The sequence below is a fragment of the Acetobacter sp. AN02 genome (genome assembly GCF_029759835.1).
Lineage (GTDB): Bacteria > Pseudomonadota > Alphaproteobacteria > Acetobacterales > Acetobacteraceae > Acetobacter.
This window is the reverse complement of record NZ_JAJJND010000023.1, coordinates 14,627-32,143: the sequence shown is the minus strand read 5'-3', so window position 1 is coordinate 32,143 and position 17,517 is coordinate 14,627. Positions and strand designations below refer to the sequence as shown.

General features: G+C 61.9%; 16 protein-coding genes. 10 read left to right on the top strand and 6 right to left on the bottom strand.

All coding sequences use genetic code 11. The features are described 5' to 3' along the window. Positions 1-179: 179 nt before the first annotated feature. Positions 180-914, bottom strand: coding sequence for a hypothetical protein (locus tag LOC54_RS04580; RefSeq protein ID WP_279312652.1), 735 nt, complete (start codon positions 912-914; stop codon positions 180-182). Positions 915-1,007: 93 nt separating this feature from the next. After that, complete coding sequence (gene purH, locus LOC54_RS04575) at positions 1,008-2,588, bottom strand: bifunctional phosphoribosylaminoimidazolecarboxamide formyltransferase/IMP cyclohydrolase (RefSeq protein ID WP_279312651.1); 1,581 nt, start codon at positions 2,586-2,588, stop codon at positions 1,008-1,010. 190 nt (positions 2,589-2,778) lie between these two features. On the opposite strand from purH, the gene LOC54_RS04570 reads away from it, so the two are divergent. Next, complete coding sequence (locus LOC54_RS04570; RefSeq protein WP_279312650.1) at positions 2,779-3,591, top strand: M15 family metallopeptidase; 813 nt, start codon at positions 2,779-2,781, stop codon at positions 3,589-3,591. 104 nt (positions 3,592-3,695) lie between these two features. On the opposite strand, the gene pgsA is transcribed toward LOC54_RS04570, so the two are convergent. The 3 genes from pgsA to LOC54_RS04555 form a co-directional block, all read right to left on the bottom strand. Next, positions 3,696-4,295 (bottom strand): CDP-diacylglycerol--glycerol-3-phosphate 3-phosphatidyltransferase, encoded by a 600-nt coding sequence (gene pgsA, locus LOC54_RS04565; RefSeq protein WP_279312649.1) that lies wholly within the window; start codon positions 4,293-4,295, stop codon positions 3,696-3,698. Between the two features lie 92 nt (positions 4,296-4,387). After that, a complete protein-coding gene (gene uvrC / locus LOC54_RS04560) occupies positions 4,388-6,286 on the bottom strand; it encodes an excinuclease ABC subunit UvrC (RefSeq protein ID WP_279312648.1) in 1,899 nt (632 codons plus the stop codon). Positions 6,287-6,677: 391 nt separating this feature from the next. Further along, positions 6,678-7,730, bottom strand: a complete 1,053-nt coding sequence (locus LOC54_RS04555; protein WP_279312647.1) for a dipeptidase — start codon at positions 7,728-7,730, stop codon at positions 6,678-6,680. A gap of 652 nt (positions 7,731-8,382) precedes the next feature. On the opposite strand from LOC54_RS04555, the gene LOC54_RS04550 reads away from it, so the two are divergent. From LOC54_RS04550 to LOC54_RS04535, 4 genes are all read left to right on the top strand, one after another. Beyond that, positions 8,383-9,324 (top strand): glycosyltransferase family 2 protein, encoded by a 942-nt coding sequence (locus tag LOC54_RS04550; RefSeq protein ID WP_279312656.1) that lies wholly within the window; start codon positions 8,383-8,385, stop codon positions 9,322-9,324. 75 nt (positions 9,325-9,399) lie between these two features. Then, entirely contained in the window at positions 9,400-10,716 is a 1,317-nt protein-coding gene (gene proS, locus LOC54_RS04545; protein WP_279312646.1) for a proline--tRNA ligase, read from the top strand. Between the two features lie 7 nt (positions 10,717-10,723). Continuing rightward, positions 10,724-11,968 carry a lipoprotein-releasing ABC transporter permease subunit gene (locus tag LOC54_RS04540; RefSeq protein WP_279312645.1) on the top strand — a complete coding sequence of 415 codons (1,245 nt, stop codon included), beginning with the start codon at positions 10,724-10,726 and terminating at the stop codon, positions 11,966-11,968. Further along, positions 11,961-12,647, top strand: a complete 687-nt coding sequence (locus LOC54_RS04535; RefSeq protein ID WP_279312644.1) for an ABC transporter ATP-binding protein — start codon at positions 11,961-11,963, stop codon at positions 12,645-12,647. Before LOC54_RS04540 ends, LOC54_RS04535 begins: the two co-directional genes overlap by 8 nt. A 10-nt stretch (positions 12,648-12,657) precedes the next feature. Here LOC54_RS04535 and LOC54_RS04530 read toward each other — a convergent pair whose 3' ends face one another. Continuing rightward, positions 12,658-12,972, bottom strand: coding sequence for a hypothetical protein (locus tag LOC54_RS04530; protein WP_279312643.1), 315 nt, complete (start codon positions 12,970-12,972; stop codon positions 12,658-12,660). A 304-nt stretch (positions 12,973-13,276) separates the two neighbouring features. Here LOC54_RS04530 and pyrH point away from each other — a divergent pair, with 304 nt between their 5' ends. The 5 genes from pyrH to dxr all read left to right on the top strand — a co-directional run bounded on the left by pyrH (position 13,277) and on the right by dxr (position 17,515). Then, a complete protein-coding gene (pyrH, locus tag LOC54_RS04525; protein ID WP_279312642.1) occupies positions 13,277-14,014 on the top strand; it encodes a UMP kinase in 738 nt (245 codons plus the stop codon). A gap of 48 nt (positions 14,015-14,062) precedes the next feature. Then, a complete protein-coding gene (gene frr / locus LOC54_RS04520; RefSeq protein ID WP_279312655.1) occupies positions 14,063-14,617 on the top strand; it encodes a ribosome recycling factor in 555 nt (184 codons plus the stop codon). Positions 14,618-14,634: 17 nt separating this feature from the next. Then, positions 14,635-15,390, top strand: coding sequence for a polyprenyl diphosphate synthase (uppS, locus tag LOC54_RS04515; protein WP_279312654.1), 756 nt, complete (start codon positions 14,635-14,637; stop codon positions 15,388-15,390). A 71-nt stretch (positions 15,391-15,461) separates the two neighbouring features. Next, on the top strand, positions 15,462-16,304 hold the full coding sequence (locus LOC54_RS04510; protein WP_279312641.1) for a CDP-archaeol synthase: 843 nt from the start codon (positions 15,462-15,464) through the stop codon (positions 16,302-16,304). A 50-nt stretch (positions 16,305-16,354) separates the two neighbouring features. Continuing rightward, positions 16,355-17,515 carry a 1-deoxy-D-xylulose-5-phosphate reductoisomerase gene (gene dxr, locus LOC54_RS04505; RefSeq protein ID WP_279312640.1) on the top strand — a complete coding sequence of 387 codons (1,161 nt, stop codon included), beginning with the start codon at positions 16,355-16,357 and terminating at the stop codon, positions 17,513-17,515. The last annotated feature ends 2 nt before the right edge of the window (positions 17,516-17,517 follow it).

The following is a 17,517-nucleotide window of genomic DNA, read 5'->3' as shown; positions in this document are numbered from 1 at the left end:
GACGCGCCGACGCCACTGGGTTCGGGGTTAACCCCGAACCCAGTGGCCAGCAGCAACGCCGTCAAGGCGGCAGCATGACAACAACCGGCTATAGCTTATCAGGCCCGAAAAACTGTCCGAACAGACGGGGCCACCTCTGATATTTCGGGGGGGGTATCCCCCCGATATCACCTGCCGGATTACTTTGATAAATTTCCAAGGATCACGTCATATCCCGGGCTGCCTGCAGCCGGGCCGGGAGGAACGGATCCCTCCGGTGTGATCTGAACAGACTTTCCGCCCTCCGGTCCGATCTCTCTGGCATTGAGAGCAACACCCAGCGCGCTGCTGTGTCCGGTTCCCGCGACGTGAATAACCTGTCCCGGTCTGAGCCAGTCGGACAGTCTGCTGATATCCTCAGAGCGGATATGAACGACAGTCTGGTCTTTCAGTATGACGCCTGTCACGGAGCCATGCAGATCGTACAGCGGATGAGCGACTACGCTCTGCACGGAGATGTCCGGTCCAGGTGTCTGGTCAAGGCCGGGAAGGGATCTCTGGAAGCCGTCATCCTCGACACTTCGTCCGCTTCCCGTCAGGGAAAACGCCCGGATCACCGGAGCCGAGCGGGCCTTAAGACCGCGTCCCGTAATCCGGCTGCCGGGCTTTGCTAGGCCGGAGACGGCGCTGCCGATATCGGGTGCGAACAGAATCTCTGTCCCGTCTGTCAGCAGAAGACCGGATATGCCGCCGTAAGGATCAGGCAGATACTGGGCGACGGTACCGCTGAAGGTCGGCAGGGGGGAAAGATCGTATACCGACGTGAAAACGGTGTGCCCGGCAGGCGGGGCCGGTCTCTGTTCAGCGGAAGCCTGCCCTGTAAGGCTGCCGGCCAGTCCGGCAGCAAGTGAAAGTCCCAGAAAAACGGCGCGCATGAGTATCTGACCCGAAAATCAGCCGGAAATCCGGCACACAGACCTCAGTTTCTGCACGCGCCGGAGTCTCATGCAACCCCGTATGATCACAGATCAGTGACGGAAATGACGCATACCGGTGAAGACCATCGCGATTCCAGCGGCGTCTGCTGCGGCAATGACCTCGTCATCGCGGATGGATCCGCCGGGCTGGATTACGGCGGTTGCACCGGCATTTACGATGGTTTCGAGGCCGTCGGCGAAGGGGAAGAAGGCATCTGAGGCGGCTACGCTGCCTACGGTCAGCGGCTGGCCTGCGCCGGATGCCTTTGCGGCTTCACCGCTTTTGCTGGCGGCGATACGAGCCGAATCCACGCGGCTCATCTGACCTGCGCCGATTCCCACGGTGGCCTGGTCTTTTGCATAGACGATCGCGTTGGATTTCACGTGTTTGGCGACACGGAAAGCGAAGATCAGATCGGCCAGCTCGGCAGGGGATGGCACGCGTTTCGTCACGACCTTAAGTGCGTCCGGAGCGATCCGGCCGTTGTCACGTGTCTGTGCGAGGAAGCCTCCGGCGACGGAGCGGACTGTCATCCCGCCTTCTGTCGGGTCCGGCAGACCGCCTGTCAGCAGGAGTCGCAGATTTTTCTTCCGGGAGAGAATCTCTCTGGCGCCCGCGTCAGCGGAGGGGGCTACGATCACTTCCGTGAAGATGGATGAGATACGTGCGGCGGTTTCCTCATCCAGTTCGCGGTTGACAGCAACGATTCCGCCGAATGCGGATACCGGATCGCAGCGCAGTGCGTGGTCCCAGGCTGCGGCCAGGCTGCGGCCTGTGGCGACGCCGCAGGGGTTGGCGTGTTTTACGATCACGACGGCGGGGGCGTCGAATTCGGCGACGGCTTCAAAGGCGGCGTCGGTATCGTTCAGATTGTTGTAGGACAGAGCCTTGCCCTGAATCTGCTCTGCGGTTGCGATGCCCGGGCGGGTTGTGCCGTCTGTGTAGAATGCGGCCTGCTGATGCGGATTTTCGCCGTAGCGCAGGATTTCCCGGCGCTGACCGGCGAGGGTGAGGCGATCGGGGAACTGTTCGCCGCGCTGTCCTGCGAACCATGCGGCGATGGCGGCGTCATAGGCTGCGGTGCGGGCATAGGCTGCACCGGCGAGGGCGCGGCGTGCCTCGAGTGTGGTGCCGCCCTCTTTCAGGGCTGCGATGACGTCCGCGTACTGTGCCGGATCGGTAAGGATAGCGACATGTCCGTGGTTTTTGGCGGCTGCGCGGATCAGTGCCGGGCCGCCGATATCGATATTTTCGATGCAGTCTTCCGCGCCTGCGCCGGAGGCCACTGTCGCCTCGAAGGGGTAGAGATTGACGGCGACGAGGTCGATCGGGGCGATGCCGTGCGCCTGCATCTGCTGCACGTGATCCTCAAGATCGCGCCGTCCGAGGATTCCGCCGTGAATCTGCGGCACCAGGGTCTTGACCCGTCCGTCGAGGATTTCCGGAAAGCCCGTATGTTCCGAAACTTCCTTCACCGGGATTCCGGCCTCACGCAGGGTGCGGGCGGAGCCGCCGGTGGACAGGATTTCCGTGCCGGAGGCTGCGAGGGCGCGGGCCAGGTCGAGCAGGCCGGTCTTGTCGGAGACGGAAATGAGGGCGCGGGCAACCGGCTGGCTGGCGGACTGTGTCATGAGCGGATGTCTCTTTCCGGGCAGATCTTGTGAACACGGGATGGAAACGAGAAAGGGCGTGCTTAGCCAGCCGGGGCCGGAAGGGCAACCTCGGTGCCTGTTCCGGCCCCGGCTGGCGGGTGTGGGGCGGTGGTGTGCGGACGAAACCGTGGGGAGGGATTTTTATTACGATTCCGCACAGGAAAGGTTCGTGTCTATACTCCTGTCATGTGTGCGGGGTGCCTTTCCGGGATATGGGGCCGGGACACGGGCTCTGTCTGACGGCAGCGGGATGATGATGACACGATATGGACTGTTTTCTGCCCTCCTTCTTCTTGGCATGACCGCTTCCGATGCTTTTGCGGACGGGCCGGAGGCTGTGTTCCGTATTACTCCGGTCCGTCCGGTGGCGGAGCTTCTGCCCGGAGCCCTGGCGGCTGTGCCGCCTGCGGAACATGGGGCGTTCCGTGCTTCTGATCTGGTTGAGCTGACGACGCTCGACCCGACGATCCGGTTGGATATCCGCTATGCCACCTCACGAAATTTTCTGGGGACGCCGCTTTACTCTCAGGCGCGCGCCTTTCTTCAGCGCCCGGCTGCCGAGGCTCTGGAGCGGGTTCAGCAGGGATTACGGCCTTTGGGCTATGGTCTGGTGATCTATGACGGGTATCGCCCGTGGTATGTCACGAAGCTGTTCTGGGATGCGACGCCGCCTGACAGGCATGAGTTTGTCGGCAATCCCGCGCACGGGTCGCGGCATAATCGCGGCTGTGCGGTTGATCTGGGGCTTTATGATCTGAAGACCGGCGCCACGGTGCCGATGCCGTCTGGCTATGATGAGATGACGCCCCGGGCCTATGCGGATTATGCCGGGGGGACGGAGGAGGAGCGGCAGGCGCGGGACCTGCTGCGCCGGGCGATGGAGCGCGAGGGGTTTACGGTGTACGACCAGGAGTGGTGGCATTTCGACTATCGCGACTGGCCGCATTACGCCATCGGGAATGTGCGGTTTGAGGATCTCTGAGGCGCGGGTCTGAGGCTGCCAGTCCCGGGATGCCGGGTCTTTTTTTCGTTCTTTCCCGGAGAGGACGGGTCAGTCCTGACGCGCAGGCCCCCTGCCCTGCCTGTTCAGCGGCTGCCGGTCCGGGCGCCGCGCGGCGCCTGCTCCACGTGACGCAGGCCGGTGAGGACATAGTCCCATCCCGTGATCAGCGTGAGAATGGCGGCGATCCACAGGAGAACGGAGCCGGTCAGGCCTATGGGAAGCGCCGGAAGTCCGATCAGTCCGGCCGTGCTGTCTCCGGCGAGGAGGAAGCCTATGGCTGTCATCTGAAAGCCGGTTTTCCATTTGGCGAGGCGTGTGACGGGCAGGCTGACCTTTGTCGTGGCGAGATATTCGCGCAGGCCGCTGACCAGAATTTCCCGGCAGAGGATCACGATGGCGGGCCAGAGCGCGCCGAAGACCATCCGGTCCGTTCCGGCCAGGACCATGAGGGAGGCGCCGACCAGGAGCTTGTCTGCGATGGGGTCCAGCATCCGTCCGAGATCGGACTGAAGCTGGCGTGAGCGGGCCAGGTGCCCGTCGAAATAATCGGTGATGCCCGCGAGGATGAACAGGACGCAGGCCGCCGCGTCCGTGGCGGGATGGCAGAGCGCCACCAGCAGGACCAGCACCGGAATCGCGATGATCCGGGACAGTGTCAGGAGGTTGGGCAGGTCCGTGATCATGTCCTTTACCCTACTCCCTGCTGTCCGCAGCCGGAAGGGCGGAATCAGTGAAGGTTATACGCAGAAACGTCATGGCTGGTTGCATGTGGCCCTCAGCCTGACCAGTCCGGATGAAAGTGTCCGTAAACTGTTCGTGCGATCTCCCGGCTGATGCCTTTTGTGGCCTCCAGATCGGTCAGTCCGGCCTCTTTCACGCCGCGGGCCGAGCCGAAGCGGTGGAGAAGCGCTTTCTTGCGTCCTGGTCCGATGCCGGGAATCTCGTCGAGTTCGGAGGTGACGAGGGCTTTGGAGCGTCCGGCGCGGTGTGTGGTGATGGCGAAGCGGTGGGCCTCGTCACGCAGACGCTGGAGATAGTAGAGCACCGGGTCGCGCGGTTCGAGCTGGAACGGCGGTTTTCCGGCGGTGAAGAACCATTCGCGTCCTGCGTCCCTGTCCGGTCCCTTGGCGATGGCGGCCAGTGTCACGTCCGTTACGCCCAGTTCGTCGAGAATGCCGCGGACCGCGGAATACTGCCCTGCCCCGCCGTCGATCAGCAGCAGGTCCGGCCAGTCGGGTGTCTCTCCGGCTTCTGCTTCCTTCAGGGCGCGTCCGAAGCGGCGTCTGAGCACCTCTTTCATCATGGCGAAATCGTCGCCCGGTGCGATGGCGCCTTTGATGCCGTATTTGCGGTAGGCGCGGCGGTCGAAGCCTTCCGGTCCGCCGACGATCATCACGCCATAGGGATGGGCGCCCATGATGTGGCTGTTGTCGTAGACCTCGATCCTGGAGGGTGGTTCGGGCAGGCTGAAGACCTCGGCCACGCCGGCGAGGAGCCGGGCCTGTCCGGCGCTTTCCGCCAGTTTGCGCTGCAGGGCTTCCCGGGCATTAAGCTCTGCATGGGCTGAGACCTCCCGCCGTTCGCCGCGCTGCGGCTGCAGGATCGTGACTTTCCGTCCGGCCTTCAGGGAGAGGGCTTCGGCCAGCAGGCCGGATTCCGGCACGTCGTGATTGACCAGGATCAGGGCGGGCGGGGGTTTGTCGTCATAGAACTGCCCGAGGAAGGCGGCGAGGATATCGCCCGGCGTTTCCTCCTGTGTGTGGGCGGGGAAATAGGCCCGGTTGCCGTTATTGCGTGCGCCGCGGACGAAGAATACCTGGATGCAGGCCTGTCCGGCTTCCTGCCAGACCGAGACCACGTCTCCGTCGCGGATGCTGGAGGGATTGATCACGCTGGATTCCCGCAATGCGGCGAGGGCTCTGATGCGGTCGCGGATCACGGCGGCGCGTTCGTAGTCCAGTGTGGCGGCAGCCTGTTCCATCTCCTGTGCCATTGTGGTGTTGAGCGAGGAGTCCCGGCCGGAGAGGAAGTCCCGTGCCTGGCGGACGAGGCGGGCGTAGTCTTCCTGGCTGATGCGGTCATCGCACGGGGCGGAGCAGCGTCGGATCTGGTACAGCATGCATGGCCGCGTGCGTGAGGCGAGCACGGAGTCCGTGCAGGTCCGGAGCAGGAAGACGCGCTGGAGCAGGGTGAGGGTCTGGTTCACGGCCCAGGCGGAGGCGAACGGGCCCCAGCTTTCCGTGTCCGCGTCGAGCTTACCCCGGTGTTTGGCGATCTGCGGGAAATCATGTCCGCAGGTCATGACCAGCCAGGGGAAGCTCTTGTCGTCCCGGAGCAGGATATTGAACCGGGGCTTCATGCGCTTGATGTAGTTCGCTTCCAGCAGGAGGGCTTCGGCCTCCGTGTGCGTGGTGACGATTTCCATCGAGACGGTCAGCGCCACCATCCGGCGCAGGCGTTCGGGCAGGGCGGCGACCCGTGTGTAGGCGGTGACACGGTTCTTCAGAACCTTTGCCTTGCCGACATAGAGCACCTCTCCCTTCTCCCCGAGCATGCGATAGACGCCGGGGGAGAGGGGCATGGTTTTCAGGGCGTTGCGGATGGCGTCCGCGCCTCTGACGGACGGGGGTGCCGGGTCCGTATCCGGTGCGGGGACGTCGGGGGGTTCGGTCATAAATCCGGCCTCCTGTCAGGAGTTCTCCGATTCATCCACGGAACATGTGGATAACTTTGTGCATGAAACACAGACAGATTGCCGGACTCCGCGGTCTTCCGGGCTGTTCTGTATATTGCATATTTTTTAAACAATTCCATAACCATATGATTTATATATATATTTTCATAAAACCCGTGAGACTCCGGGGGCGAATCCCGGGAATCGGCGGCCCGGACAGGGTGTCAATGCCGGAGGTGGACAAAATCGGCCTTCCGGCATTTTTTTCGCTCCGGAGACTTCGTCCCCGGTTTGTTCCCGGGGTGCGGAGCCGCCTTCATTCACCGACTCGTGAGGCTGCCGCGTCAACCCCTGGCGGCCGGTGTCAGCTGTCCGGTATCAGGTCCCGGTGTCAGGCCTCTGCCGCGGCTTCGGCCTGGCGGAGGACGCGCAGGAAATTTCCTCCCCAGAAGGCGGTGATCTCGCTGCGGTCATAGCCGCGTCTGAGCAGTTCTGCCGTCAGCATCGGGGACTCTGCGGCGTTTTCCCAGCCCCTGAGATGGCCGCCACCATCGAAGTCCGAGGAGATGCCCACATGTTCGGGGCCGATCCGGCGGACCACGTAGTCCAGATGATCGGCGAAATCGGCGATGCTGGCTTCCCGGGTCCGCAGGGTGTTGACCGGGAGCAGGAAGGTGCCCATGGCGGTGATCTGGATGACGCCGCCGGAGGCCTTGAGGGCGTCTAGCTGGGTATCGTCGAGGTTGCGGGGGTGATCGCACAGCGCTTTCACGCAGGCATGGGTGGCGACGACCGGGACAGAGGAGAGGTCTGTGGCCTGGAGCATGGTATCGCGCGAGGTGTGGGAGACGTCCACGATCAGGCCGAGGCGGTTCATTTCCGTCACGGCCTGGCGGCCCAGGGCGGAGAGACCACCATGCAGGGTTTCCCGGTCGCCCAGGCGCGAGGCGGGGCGGGAGGAGTCGCCGAGGGCGTTATGACCGTTATGGGTGAGGGTGACATAGCGTGCGCCGAGGGCGCGGAAGCGGGCCAGCAGGCTCAGATCCTCGCCCATGGCATAGCCGTTTTCCACGGCCGGGATGACGGCGAGGACGTTGTCGCGGTGAGACTGTTCCACGTCATCGGCCAGGATGCACAGGCGGGCTGTCAGGCCGTTTTCGGTGCGGGCCATGGCGCGGATGGTTTCCAGCATGGCGATGCCGGTTTCCGCGGCTCTGGCGTGGTCTTCGGGGGTCAGCGGGCCCTGGGCCTGATAGGCGACAAAGCATCCTGCGGAGACGCCGCCGCGCTTCATCTTGGGGAAATCGACGTGTCTGTCCGGCGTGTCCGTGAAGACATCGTTCCGGTCGGGCCAGGGGATGTCGATATGGGAGTCGAGGGTGAGAAGCTCCGCGTGGAGGGCGGCGGCCTCGTCGGAGACGGGGAATGCGGGGTTCTGTGTCATGGGTACACAGATCAGTCCTCCGGCGGGTGATTGCAAGCGTGGAGGGGCGGGCGGAAGACTGTCGCGTGTATCCAGTAATGATCGGGTACTATTATGCTTTATGGCAAAGCGAGCAGGATTCTATTCTATCTTTATGTTCAAAATGTGCATAGGTTTCAGATTTTTTATGCACTCTTGCAGGAGTTGAGCATTCAGGGCATGTATATATACCCATATATATTTGTCTTTTTTCTGTATTCTACTGCGTCGAGTGCGCTGATTATTTTTCCATTGAGAATTGCTGACTGCATCTTTTCCTCCGGTTGTCGTGCTGTGACTGTATACGGGAATCACGCCTGATTTCATCACATTTTATTCATGTTCCGGCGAATGTTTTCAGCTTTGATTTCTATTGAGGGAATAATTGAATGGAAATATCAGAGGGATATCGTGCTCAGGTTGTATTTTCGGATGTGTATTATTCCCGGATCGTTTTCTGTTTCGGGAATTATCTCTTTTATATTTTTTACCCGGATGTAATTCGTGATTTTATGTGGTTTCCGGTGCGGCTGCGTTTGCAGCGGGGGGAGATTTTACTAGAACCGGGGGGCGGGTCTTTTTTGCGGATCTTTTTCAGATTTTTTCAGGGCCGGGGGATGTCTGCTTGTCTGAGATGACCGGGACGGATCGGGGCGGGCTGCGGGTCGGGATTGCGATCACGACCTGGAACCGCAAGGAGACGGTGCTTCGCCAGCTTGAGCTGCTGCGGGAGATGACGGTCTGTGATGCGGAGATCGTTGTCTGTGACGACGGCTCGTCCGATGGCACGGCAGAGGCGGTGCGTGCGGCGGGGTATACGGTTCTTGGCGGTGTGAACCGGGGGATTGCCTGGAACAAGAACCGGGGGCTGTATTATCTGTTTGCCTGTCGGGGCGTGGATATGGCGCTTCTGATGGATGATGATGTCGTTCCCCGGATGTTCGGCTGGGAGCAGGAGTGGATCGAGGCCGGGCGCCGGTATGGTCATGCGAATTTCGTTCCGGATTATTTCGGGCCGGAGATTGTGATTGCGGGCGGGTGTACGGCGGCGGATATCGGGGTTTCGACCTTTCTGAGCGGGGCCTGCATGGTTGTGACCCGGGAGGCGTTTTCCCTGGTCGGGTATATGGATCCGCGGTTTGGCCGGTACGGGCATGAGCATACGGATTATACGCTGCGTCTGATCAGGGCGGGGTATGGCGGGTTTGACTGGACCGACGGGGACGGGCGGCGGTCATTTGTCTTTTTCGTGCTGCGGGGCGGCGTGCATCTGACGGATCTGCCGACCAGCGGGACGCCGGAGGACATTGAGGCGAACGGCCGGATTCTGGAGCATGTGCGGGATGATCCGGTGGCGCGCTGGCCCTGGGTGACGGAGGCGATGCGGGCGGAGTTTCTGGAGGAGTTCCGTGCGTATGACGTGCGGGTCGTGCCGGAGGCGGAGCGTGCGGGGCGTCAGTTTGACGTGGCGTATTATCTTGCGGCCAATCCGGACATTCGCGAGGCGGGGGTTCATCCTCTGGGGCATTATCTGCGTTATGGCCTGGCGGAGGGCAGAAAAGGGCGGGCGGACTGAGGCTGCCTCTTGCCTCATGCGGCTGCGGGGGGCATAGCCAGACGGTTTCATGCAACCGATCAGACAGGACCGTCGATGCGTCTCTCCCGCAGTTTTCTGCCTACACTGAAGGAAACGCCCGCCGAGGCGCAGATTGCTTCCCATCGTCTGATGCTGCGTGCCGGTCTGGTGCGGCAGACGGCGTCGGGCATTTATGCCTGGCTGCCGGCGGGTCTGCGGGTTCTGCGGAACATCGAGCGGATCGTGCGTGAGGAGCAGAACCGGATCGGGGCGCAGGAGGTTCTGATGCCGACGCTTCAGTCTGCCGATCTGTGGAAGCGTTCGGGGCGGTATGATGCCTATGGTCCGGAGATGCTGCGCATCCGTGACCGTCATGAGCGGGATCTGCTGTACGGGCCGACGAATGAGGAGATGATCACGGATCTCTTCGGGCAGAGTGTGAAGTCGTATCGTGAGCTTCCGCAGATGCTCTATCATGTGCAGTGGAAGTTCCGTGACGAGGTGCGTCCGCGTTTTGGCGTGATGCGCGGGCGTGAGTTCCTGATGAAGGACGCCTACAGTTTCGATGCGGATTATGAAGGGGCGGTGAACAGCTATCGCCGGATGATGCTGGCCTATCTCCGGACGTTCCAGCGTCTTGGGGTCCGGGCTGTTCCGATGGTTGCGGATACGGGTCCGATCGGCGGTGATCTGTCTCATGAGTTTCTGATTCTGGCGCCGACGGGTGAGAGCGGCGTGTTTTATGATGCGGCTCTGGAGGAGCAGGACTGGCTGGCTCAGCCGGTGGACACGCAGAGCACCGAGTCTCTGAAGGGCTTTTTCGACAATGTGACGTCCTGGTATGCGGCGACGGATGAGAAGCATGATGCTTCGGCCTGGGAGGATGTTCCGCAGGAGCGTCGTCGTGAGGGGCGTGGCATTGAGGTCGGGCATATTTTCTATTTCGGCACGAAATACACGCAGGCGATGGATATTTCCGTGACGGGCCAGGACGGTGCGCAGGTTTATCCGGAGATGGGGTCCTATGGCATTGGTGTGTCGCGTCTGACGGGTGCGATCATTGAGGCGTCTCATGATGAGAACGGGATCATCTGGCCTGCGGAGGTTGCGCCGTTCCGTGCGGTGATCATCAATCTCAAGCCGGGTGATGCGCTGTGTGATGCGCTGTGCGATGCGCTTTATGAGGTGGCTCCGGACGACCTGCTTTATGATGACCGGTCCGACCGTGCGGGTGCGAAGTTTGCCGATGCGGATCTGATGGGGCATCCGCTGCAGCTGATCGTGGGTCCGAAGGGGGCTGTGTCGGGTGTTGTCGAGGTGAAGTGCCGTGCGACCGGCGCGCGGTATGAGATGACGCCTGACGAGGCGATTGCTCTGATTACGAGGGGCTGAGGCGCGGATGTTCGGACCCTTTGAGCGGGCGGTTGCCGCGCGTTATCTCCGCGCCCGCAAGGGGGAGCGTTTCGTGTCCATCATTGCGGTTTTCTCGCTGGTCGGGATTGCGCTGGGTGTGGCGACGCTGATCATCGTGATGGCGGTGATGAACGGGTTCCGTTCTGATCTGATGAGCCGGTTTCTGGGTCTGAGCGGTGATCTGACGGTTCTGAGCGTGACGCGTTCGATTTCCGATTATGAGGATGTGGCGCGCAGGGTCCGTGCGGTTCCGGGTGTGACGGCGGTGACGCCGCTTCTGGAGGGGCAGGTTCTGCTCAGTTCGGGGAGCTGGAATGCGGGGGGCATGGTTCAGGCCATGACGCGTCCGGATTTTGCGGCGTTAAAGCAGGTGAGCGGTGATCTTGTTGCGGGGTCTCTGAAGGATTTTCAGGGGGACAGCGTGGCTGTCGGTGAGGCGATGGCCCGTAATGCGGGTCTGTCTGTCGGGTCGCGTCTGACGCTGATTTCTCCGGACGGGGCGGCGACGCCGTTCGGCACGGTTCCCAGGATGAAGGCGTATCGTGTTGCGGCGATCTTTGACTCCGGTCTGAATGACTACAACAGGGGCTATGTTTTCATGCCTCTGGATGCGGCTCAGGTTTATTTCCGAAAACCTGCGCAGGTGTCTCAGATCAAGGTGATGGTGTCTGATCCGGACCGGGCCAGGGCGATGGCGCAGCGGATTGCGGACATGCTGGCTGATCCGCAGATCATGGTCCGGGACTGGACGCGCAGCAACAACGCGTTTTTCGGGGCTCTGGAGGTTCAGAAGAACGTTCTGTTCCTGATTCTGACGCTGATCATTCTGGTGGCGGCGTTCAATGTGATTTCGTCCCTGATCATGATGGTTCGTGACAAGACCGTTGATATTGCGGTTCTGCGCACGATGGGGGCCACGCGGGGGGCGGTGATGCGCATTTTCCTGATGTGCGGGGCGTTTGTGGGTGTGAGCGGGACGGTTGCGGGGACGGTGATCGGTGTTGTGTTCTGCCGGTATATCGAGAGCATCCGTCACGGGATCGAGCATCTGACGGGGACCAATCTGTTCAATCCCGAGGTTTATTATCTGGTGCATCTTCCGACGCGCATGGTGTGGAGTGAGGTTGCGGAGGTTGTTGTGATGGCGCTTGGTCTGTCGCTTCTTGCCACGCTTTATCCTTCCTGGAAGGCGGCGCGGACGGACCCTGTGGAGTCTCTTCGCAATGGCTGATCCCGTTCTGCGTCTGTCCGGGGTGTCCCGGTCCTATGTGACCGGCGGGTCCGTGCGTCTTGAGGTTCTGCGGGATGCGGATCTTGCGCTTTATGCCGGTGAGGTTGTGGCTCTGGTTGCGCCGTCGGGCACGGGGAAGTCCACGCTTCTGCACATTGCGGGGCTTCTGGACACTCCGGATTCGGGGGGGGTTGAGATTGCGGGGCGTGATGCGGCGGGTCTGTCCGAGAAGGGCCGGACGGCGCTGCGCCGTGATGAGGTGGGGTTTGTCTATCAGTTCCATCATCTTCTGGCGGAGTTTACCGCGCGGGAGAATGTGATCCTGCCGCAGATGATTGCGGGTGTGTCCCGCAGGCAGGCTTCCGTCCGGGCGGGGGAGCTTTTGTCCCGGTTCGGTCTGGAGCACCGGACGGATCATCTTCCGGGCAAGCTGTCGGGCGGGGAGCAGCAGCGGACGGCGATTGCGCGGGCTCTGGCCAACCGTCCTTCGGTTCTTCTGGCGGATGAGCCGACGGGGAATCTGGATGTTCACACGTCTGATCGTGTGTTCGGGGAGCTTCTGGAGGCGGCGCGGGGTTCGGGGCTTGCGGCTCTGATTGCGACGCATAACGAGGATCTGGCGGCGCGGATGGACCGGGTTGTGACGCTGCGGGACGGGCGGCTTGTTCCTGCGGGGTGAGGCGGGGATTTCAGTAATGGAGGTGTGTGTGATGGAAAAATGCGAGTTTCTGCTCAAGGCGGTTGAGTATGTCAGGAGAAATTCTGAATTTACCGATCTGTCCGTTGTCATTCGCGATGAGAATCTGGAGAGGGCTCAGGATAAATTCTGGGCTAATATCAGGGAGTATCAGGGCGTTCCTTTTTTGTATCCGAGCATGGATATCTGGAGCACTGAAGGCGGTAAGCTGAACATAGATACATCTTTGTGGATAAAGGGCGGGTATGAAAAATATCCCGCGTGTTTTTCCGAAGATTTTATGAAGAAGTTTAAGGGCGAGCTTCATTCCGTGTTTCCTGAGGCCAGATATAATTCGTATCGTGCATTTGTCGTGCCCTTTTCTGAGAAACCGCTGACGGACCCCGGGGCTGTGGTTGCGTTCGGCCGTCAGTTTATCCGGATGATGTATTGTGCGGCGGATATGGTCGTGACCTCTTACAGGTCGGGTTGTCTCTGACCTGGCGGGGCTGAGGGTTCGCCCTTGTGGCGCGGGGCTGCGGGGGTTAAGAGAACGCGAACCTTATTTCGTGTGGCGGGCTGTCGTTTCCGGCAGGTTGCGGCCATGCGGCATCCTGCCTTGCTGAGGACTGATGACTGACACGACTGTTGCTCCGTTCAGCGGAGAGCGCGTACTTCTCAAGGTCTCGGGTGAGGCTTTGATGGGTGAGGGTCAGTATGGCGTTGATGCGCCGACTGTTGACCGGATTGCTGCTGACATTGCGCGTGTCTATCGCGACGGACATCAGGTGTGTCTGGTTGTGGGCGGCGGGAATATTTTCCGGGGCCTGACGGCTGCGGCGCGCGGGATGGACCGGGCGCAGGGTGATTATGCCGGGATGCTGGCGACGGTGATCAACGCGCTGATGGTTCAGAATGCGCTGGAGCGTGAGAATGTCCCTACGCGCGTGATGTCTGCGATTGCGATGTCTGCGATTGCCGAGCCTTATATCCGCCGTCGTGCCGTGCGGCATATGGAGAAGGGCCGGGTTGTGATTTTCGCGGCGGGGACGGGCAATCCGTTCTTTACGACGGACACGGCTGCGGCGTTGCGTGCTGCGGAGATGGAGTGCACCTGTCTGTTCAAGGGGACGCAGGTTGATGGTGTGTATTCGGCGGATCCGCGCAAGGATCCGGCGGCTGAGCGGTATGAGCGTCTGACCTATCTTGAGGTTCTGTCCAGGGATCTCAATGTGATGGATGCGGCGGCGATCAGTCTTGCGCGTGAGAATCACCTGCCGATCGTCGTGTTCAATATTCATGAGGCCGGGGCTTTCTCGCGCGTGATGCGTGGTGAGGGGAAGTTTACCCGTATCGAGGTGGCCGGCTGAGGCCGGTTCTGTTCTGATCTGACTGACTGGAGGCGTGCTGTGGCCGAGATGAAAGAGCTTGTTGATGATCTGACCCGTCGTATGGACGGGGCGATTGAGAGTCTGCGGCGTGATCTTGCGGGTCTGCGTTCCGGGCGGGCGAGTCCGGCGCTTCTGGAGCCGGTGCGTGTTGAGGCGTATGGCGGTGTGGTTCCGCTGTCTCAGGTCGGGTCGGTTGCGGTTCCCGAGGCGCGGATGCTGACGGTTCAGGTGTGGGACCGGTCTCTGGCGGGGGCTGTTGAGAAGGCGATCCGTGAGGCGGGGTTGGGTCTGAATCCGGCGTCTGAGGGGCAGACGATCCGCGTGCCGATTCCGCAGCTGACGGAGGAGCGCCGCAACGATCTGGCGAAGACGGCCGGGCGGTATTCCGAGGGTGCGAAGGTTGCGGTGCGCGGTGTGCGTCGTGACGGCATGGACCAGGCGAAGGGCCATGAGAAGAAGGGTGAGATCAGCCAGGACGATGTGAAGGTCTGGTCTGATGCGATCCAGAAGCTGACGGATCAGTATGTGAAGAAGATTGACGACCTGCTTGCGGAAAAAGAGCGCGAGATCAGGCAGGTCTGACGGTTCAGGTGGCCCGTATGCCGGTTGCCGCTCCGGTTCTGCGTCCGGCGCAGACGGGGGGCGGGAGCAGCGTTCCCGTGCATGTTGCGATTATTATGGATGGCAATGGCCGGTGGGCTGCGGCGCGTGGTCTGCCGCGTGTTGCGGGGCATCGGGCCGGGGCTGAGGCGGTGACGCGCACGCTGCGGGCTGCGGCGCGGCGTGGTGTCGGGTATCTGACGCTTTATGCGTTTTCCTCCGAGAACTGGCGGCGTACGCCGGAGGAGGTGACGGATCTGACGTCTCTTTTGCGGTATTATTTGCGGCACAAGGTTGCGGAGCTGCATCGGGAGAACGTGCGGATCCGGTTTATCGGGGATCTGGAGCGTTTCGGCCGGGATCTGGTGGATGAGCTGCGGCGGGCCGAGCATCTGACAGCGGCGAATACGGGTCTGACGCTTCAGCTTGCGCTGTCCTATGGCGGGCGCGGGGAGCTGGCTCTTGCGGCGCGGCGTCTGGCGGAGGCGGTTGCGCGCGGGGATCTGTGTGCGGATCAGATTGACGAGGAGGCTCTGTCTGGCTGTCTTCTGACGGCGGGGGTTCCTGATCCGGATGTGATTGTCCGGACCAGCGGCGAGCATCGTCTGTCCAATTTTCTTCTCTGGCAGGGTGCGTATGCCGAGCTGGTGTTTACGGACGTGCTCTGGCCGGATTTTGACGAGGCTCAGTTTGAGGTTGTTCTGCGGATTTATGCCGGGCGGGAGCGCCGGTTCGGCGCGCGTCCGGGCGGCTGAACTGATGGGGGATGTGTCCGGGGCCGTTTCTGTGAGGCGGGTTTCTGCCGGTGAGGGCGCGGGACGGAGAGATGCGGAAAACGAGCTGGCATGATCTGGGGCCGCGGCTGATGTCTGCGGTGGTTCTTGTTGCGGTTGCGGCGGCCGGGATTGCGGCCGGCGGCCGGATTTTTGCGTTTCTGATCATCTGTGCGATGGCCGGGATGATGCTGGAGGCCCTCGATCTGGCGCGTGAGGACCGGTACGGGCCGCGTGGTCTTCTGGCTGTGGGCTGGGTTGTTATGGGCGGTGTCTGTGCGACGATCGGCCGTCTGGATGTGATGGTTGTTCTGGCCTCGACCGGCTGGCTGTTCAGGTCCCGGGCCTGGGCCGGGGTTATGGCCGTGATCCTGGCGGGCGGGTGTCTGATCGCGCTGCGTCTGGGGACGATTGCGGGGCCGTGGTCGGTTGTGTTTCCGGTTGCCGTCGTGGTGTGCAGTGACAGTCTGGCTTATGTGACGGGGCGTCTGATCGGGGGGGCGAAGCTGGCGCCGCGCATTTCTCCGGGCAAGACCTGGTCCGGGTCTGCCGGTGGTCTTGCGGGGGCGGTTATGGCGGGTCTGGTGGTTTCGGCTCTGGCTCCGTCCTCTCATGCATCGGTTGCAGCCACGGTTGTGTGGAGTGTCGTTCTGGGGATTGCGGGTCAGGCCGGTGATCTTGCGGAGAGTGCGGTCAAGCGGGCGTGCGGGGTGAAGGATTCCGGGACGCTTCTGCCGGGTCATGGCGGGCTTCTGGACCGGTTTGACGCGCTGATGGCAGCGGCGCCTCTGGCGTGGGTTCTGGCTCTGATTTCCGGTCCTGAGGTTCCGTTCTGGACCGTGACCTGGTCTGATCTTCTTCGCGGGCTCCGGATTTTTGTCGGGATGCCCGGCTGATCTGCTTCTGATCCTTTTCTGGTTTTTCTGATTTCAGGGTGTTCCGTCTTATGAAAACCATCACTGTTCTTGGCAGCACCGGCAGTATTGGCTGTTCCACTGTTGATCTGCTGTGTCAGGTGCCGGACGAGGTGTCTGTCCGCTGTCTGGTCGGCGGGCGGAATGTGAGGCTTCTGGCGGAGCAGGCGCGCAAGGTCCGGGCGGAGCGGGCTGTCATTGCTGATGACGGGGCTCTGGAGGAGCTGCGTGGTCTTCTGGCGGGGTCCGGCATCGAGGCTTCGGCGGGGCGTCAGGCGGTGATTGAGGCTGCGGCGGTTCCTGCGGACTGGACGATGGCGGCGATTACGGGGGCGGCGGGTCTGGAACCGACGCTGGCATCGATCCGCAACGGGCGTGCGGTGGCTCTGGCGAACAAGGAGGCTCTGGTCTGTGCGGGGGATGTGATGCTTCGCGCGGTGAAGGCTGCGGGTGCGACGCTTCTTCCCGTGGATTCCGAGCATAATGCGATTGCGCAGGCGATGGCGGACCGGCAGGCGGATCAGGTTGAGAAGATCATTCTGACGGCGTCGGGGGGGCCGTTCCGCTGTTCGACGCTGGAGGAGATGGAGAAGGCTCCGCCTTCTGCGGCGCTGAAGCATCCGACCTGGACAATGGGGGCGAAGATCACGATTGATTCCGCATCCATGTTCAACAAGGGTCTGGAAGTGATCGAGGCGGCGCGTCTGTTTGATCTGACGGAGGACCGGATTGATGTTCTGGTTCATCCGCAGTCTGCGGTTCATGGTCTGGTTCAGTATACGGATGGCAGTCTGATCGCGCAGATCGGGTCTGCGGACATGCGGATTCCGATCGCGCATTGTCTGGCCTGGCCGAAGCGGATGCCGACGACGTCTCCGCGTCTGGATCTGGCGGCTCTGGCGACCCTGACGTTTGAGGCTCCGGATGAGGTGCGGTTTCCGGCGCTGCGTCTGGCGCGGCAGGCGCTGCGTGACGGCGGGGCTGCGTCGGACATTCTGTCTGCGGCCAATGAGATTGCGGTTGAGGCGTTTCTGGCCGGTCGCATCGGGTTTCTGGACATTGCCCGGATTGTGGAGCGTGTGATGGAGTGTCTGGGGCATCCGGCTCTGGAGACGCTTGAGGATGTTCTGCACTGGGATGCGGAGGCGCGTCGTGAGGCGGGGCGTCTGGTTGTGCAGCGCGCTGCGGCCTGAGG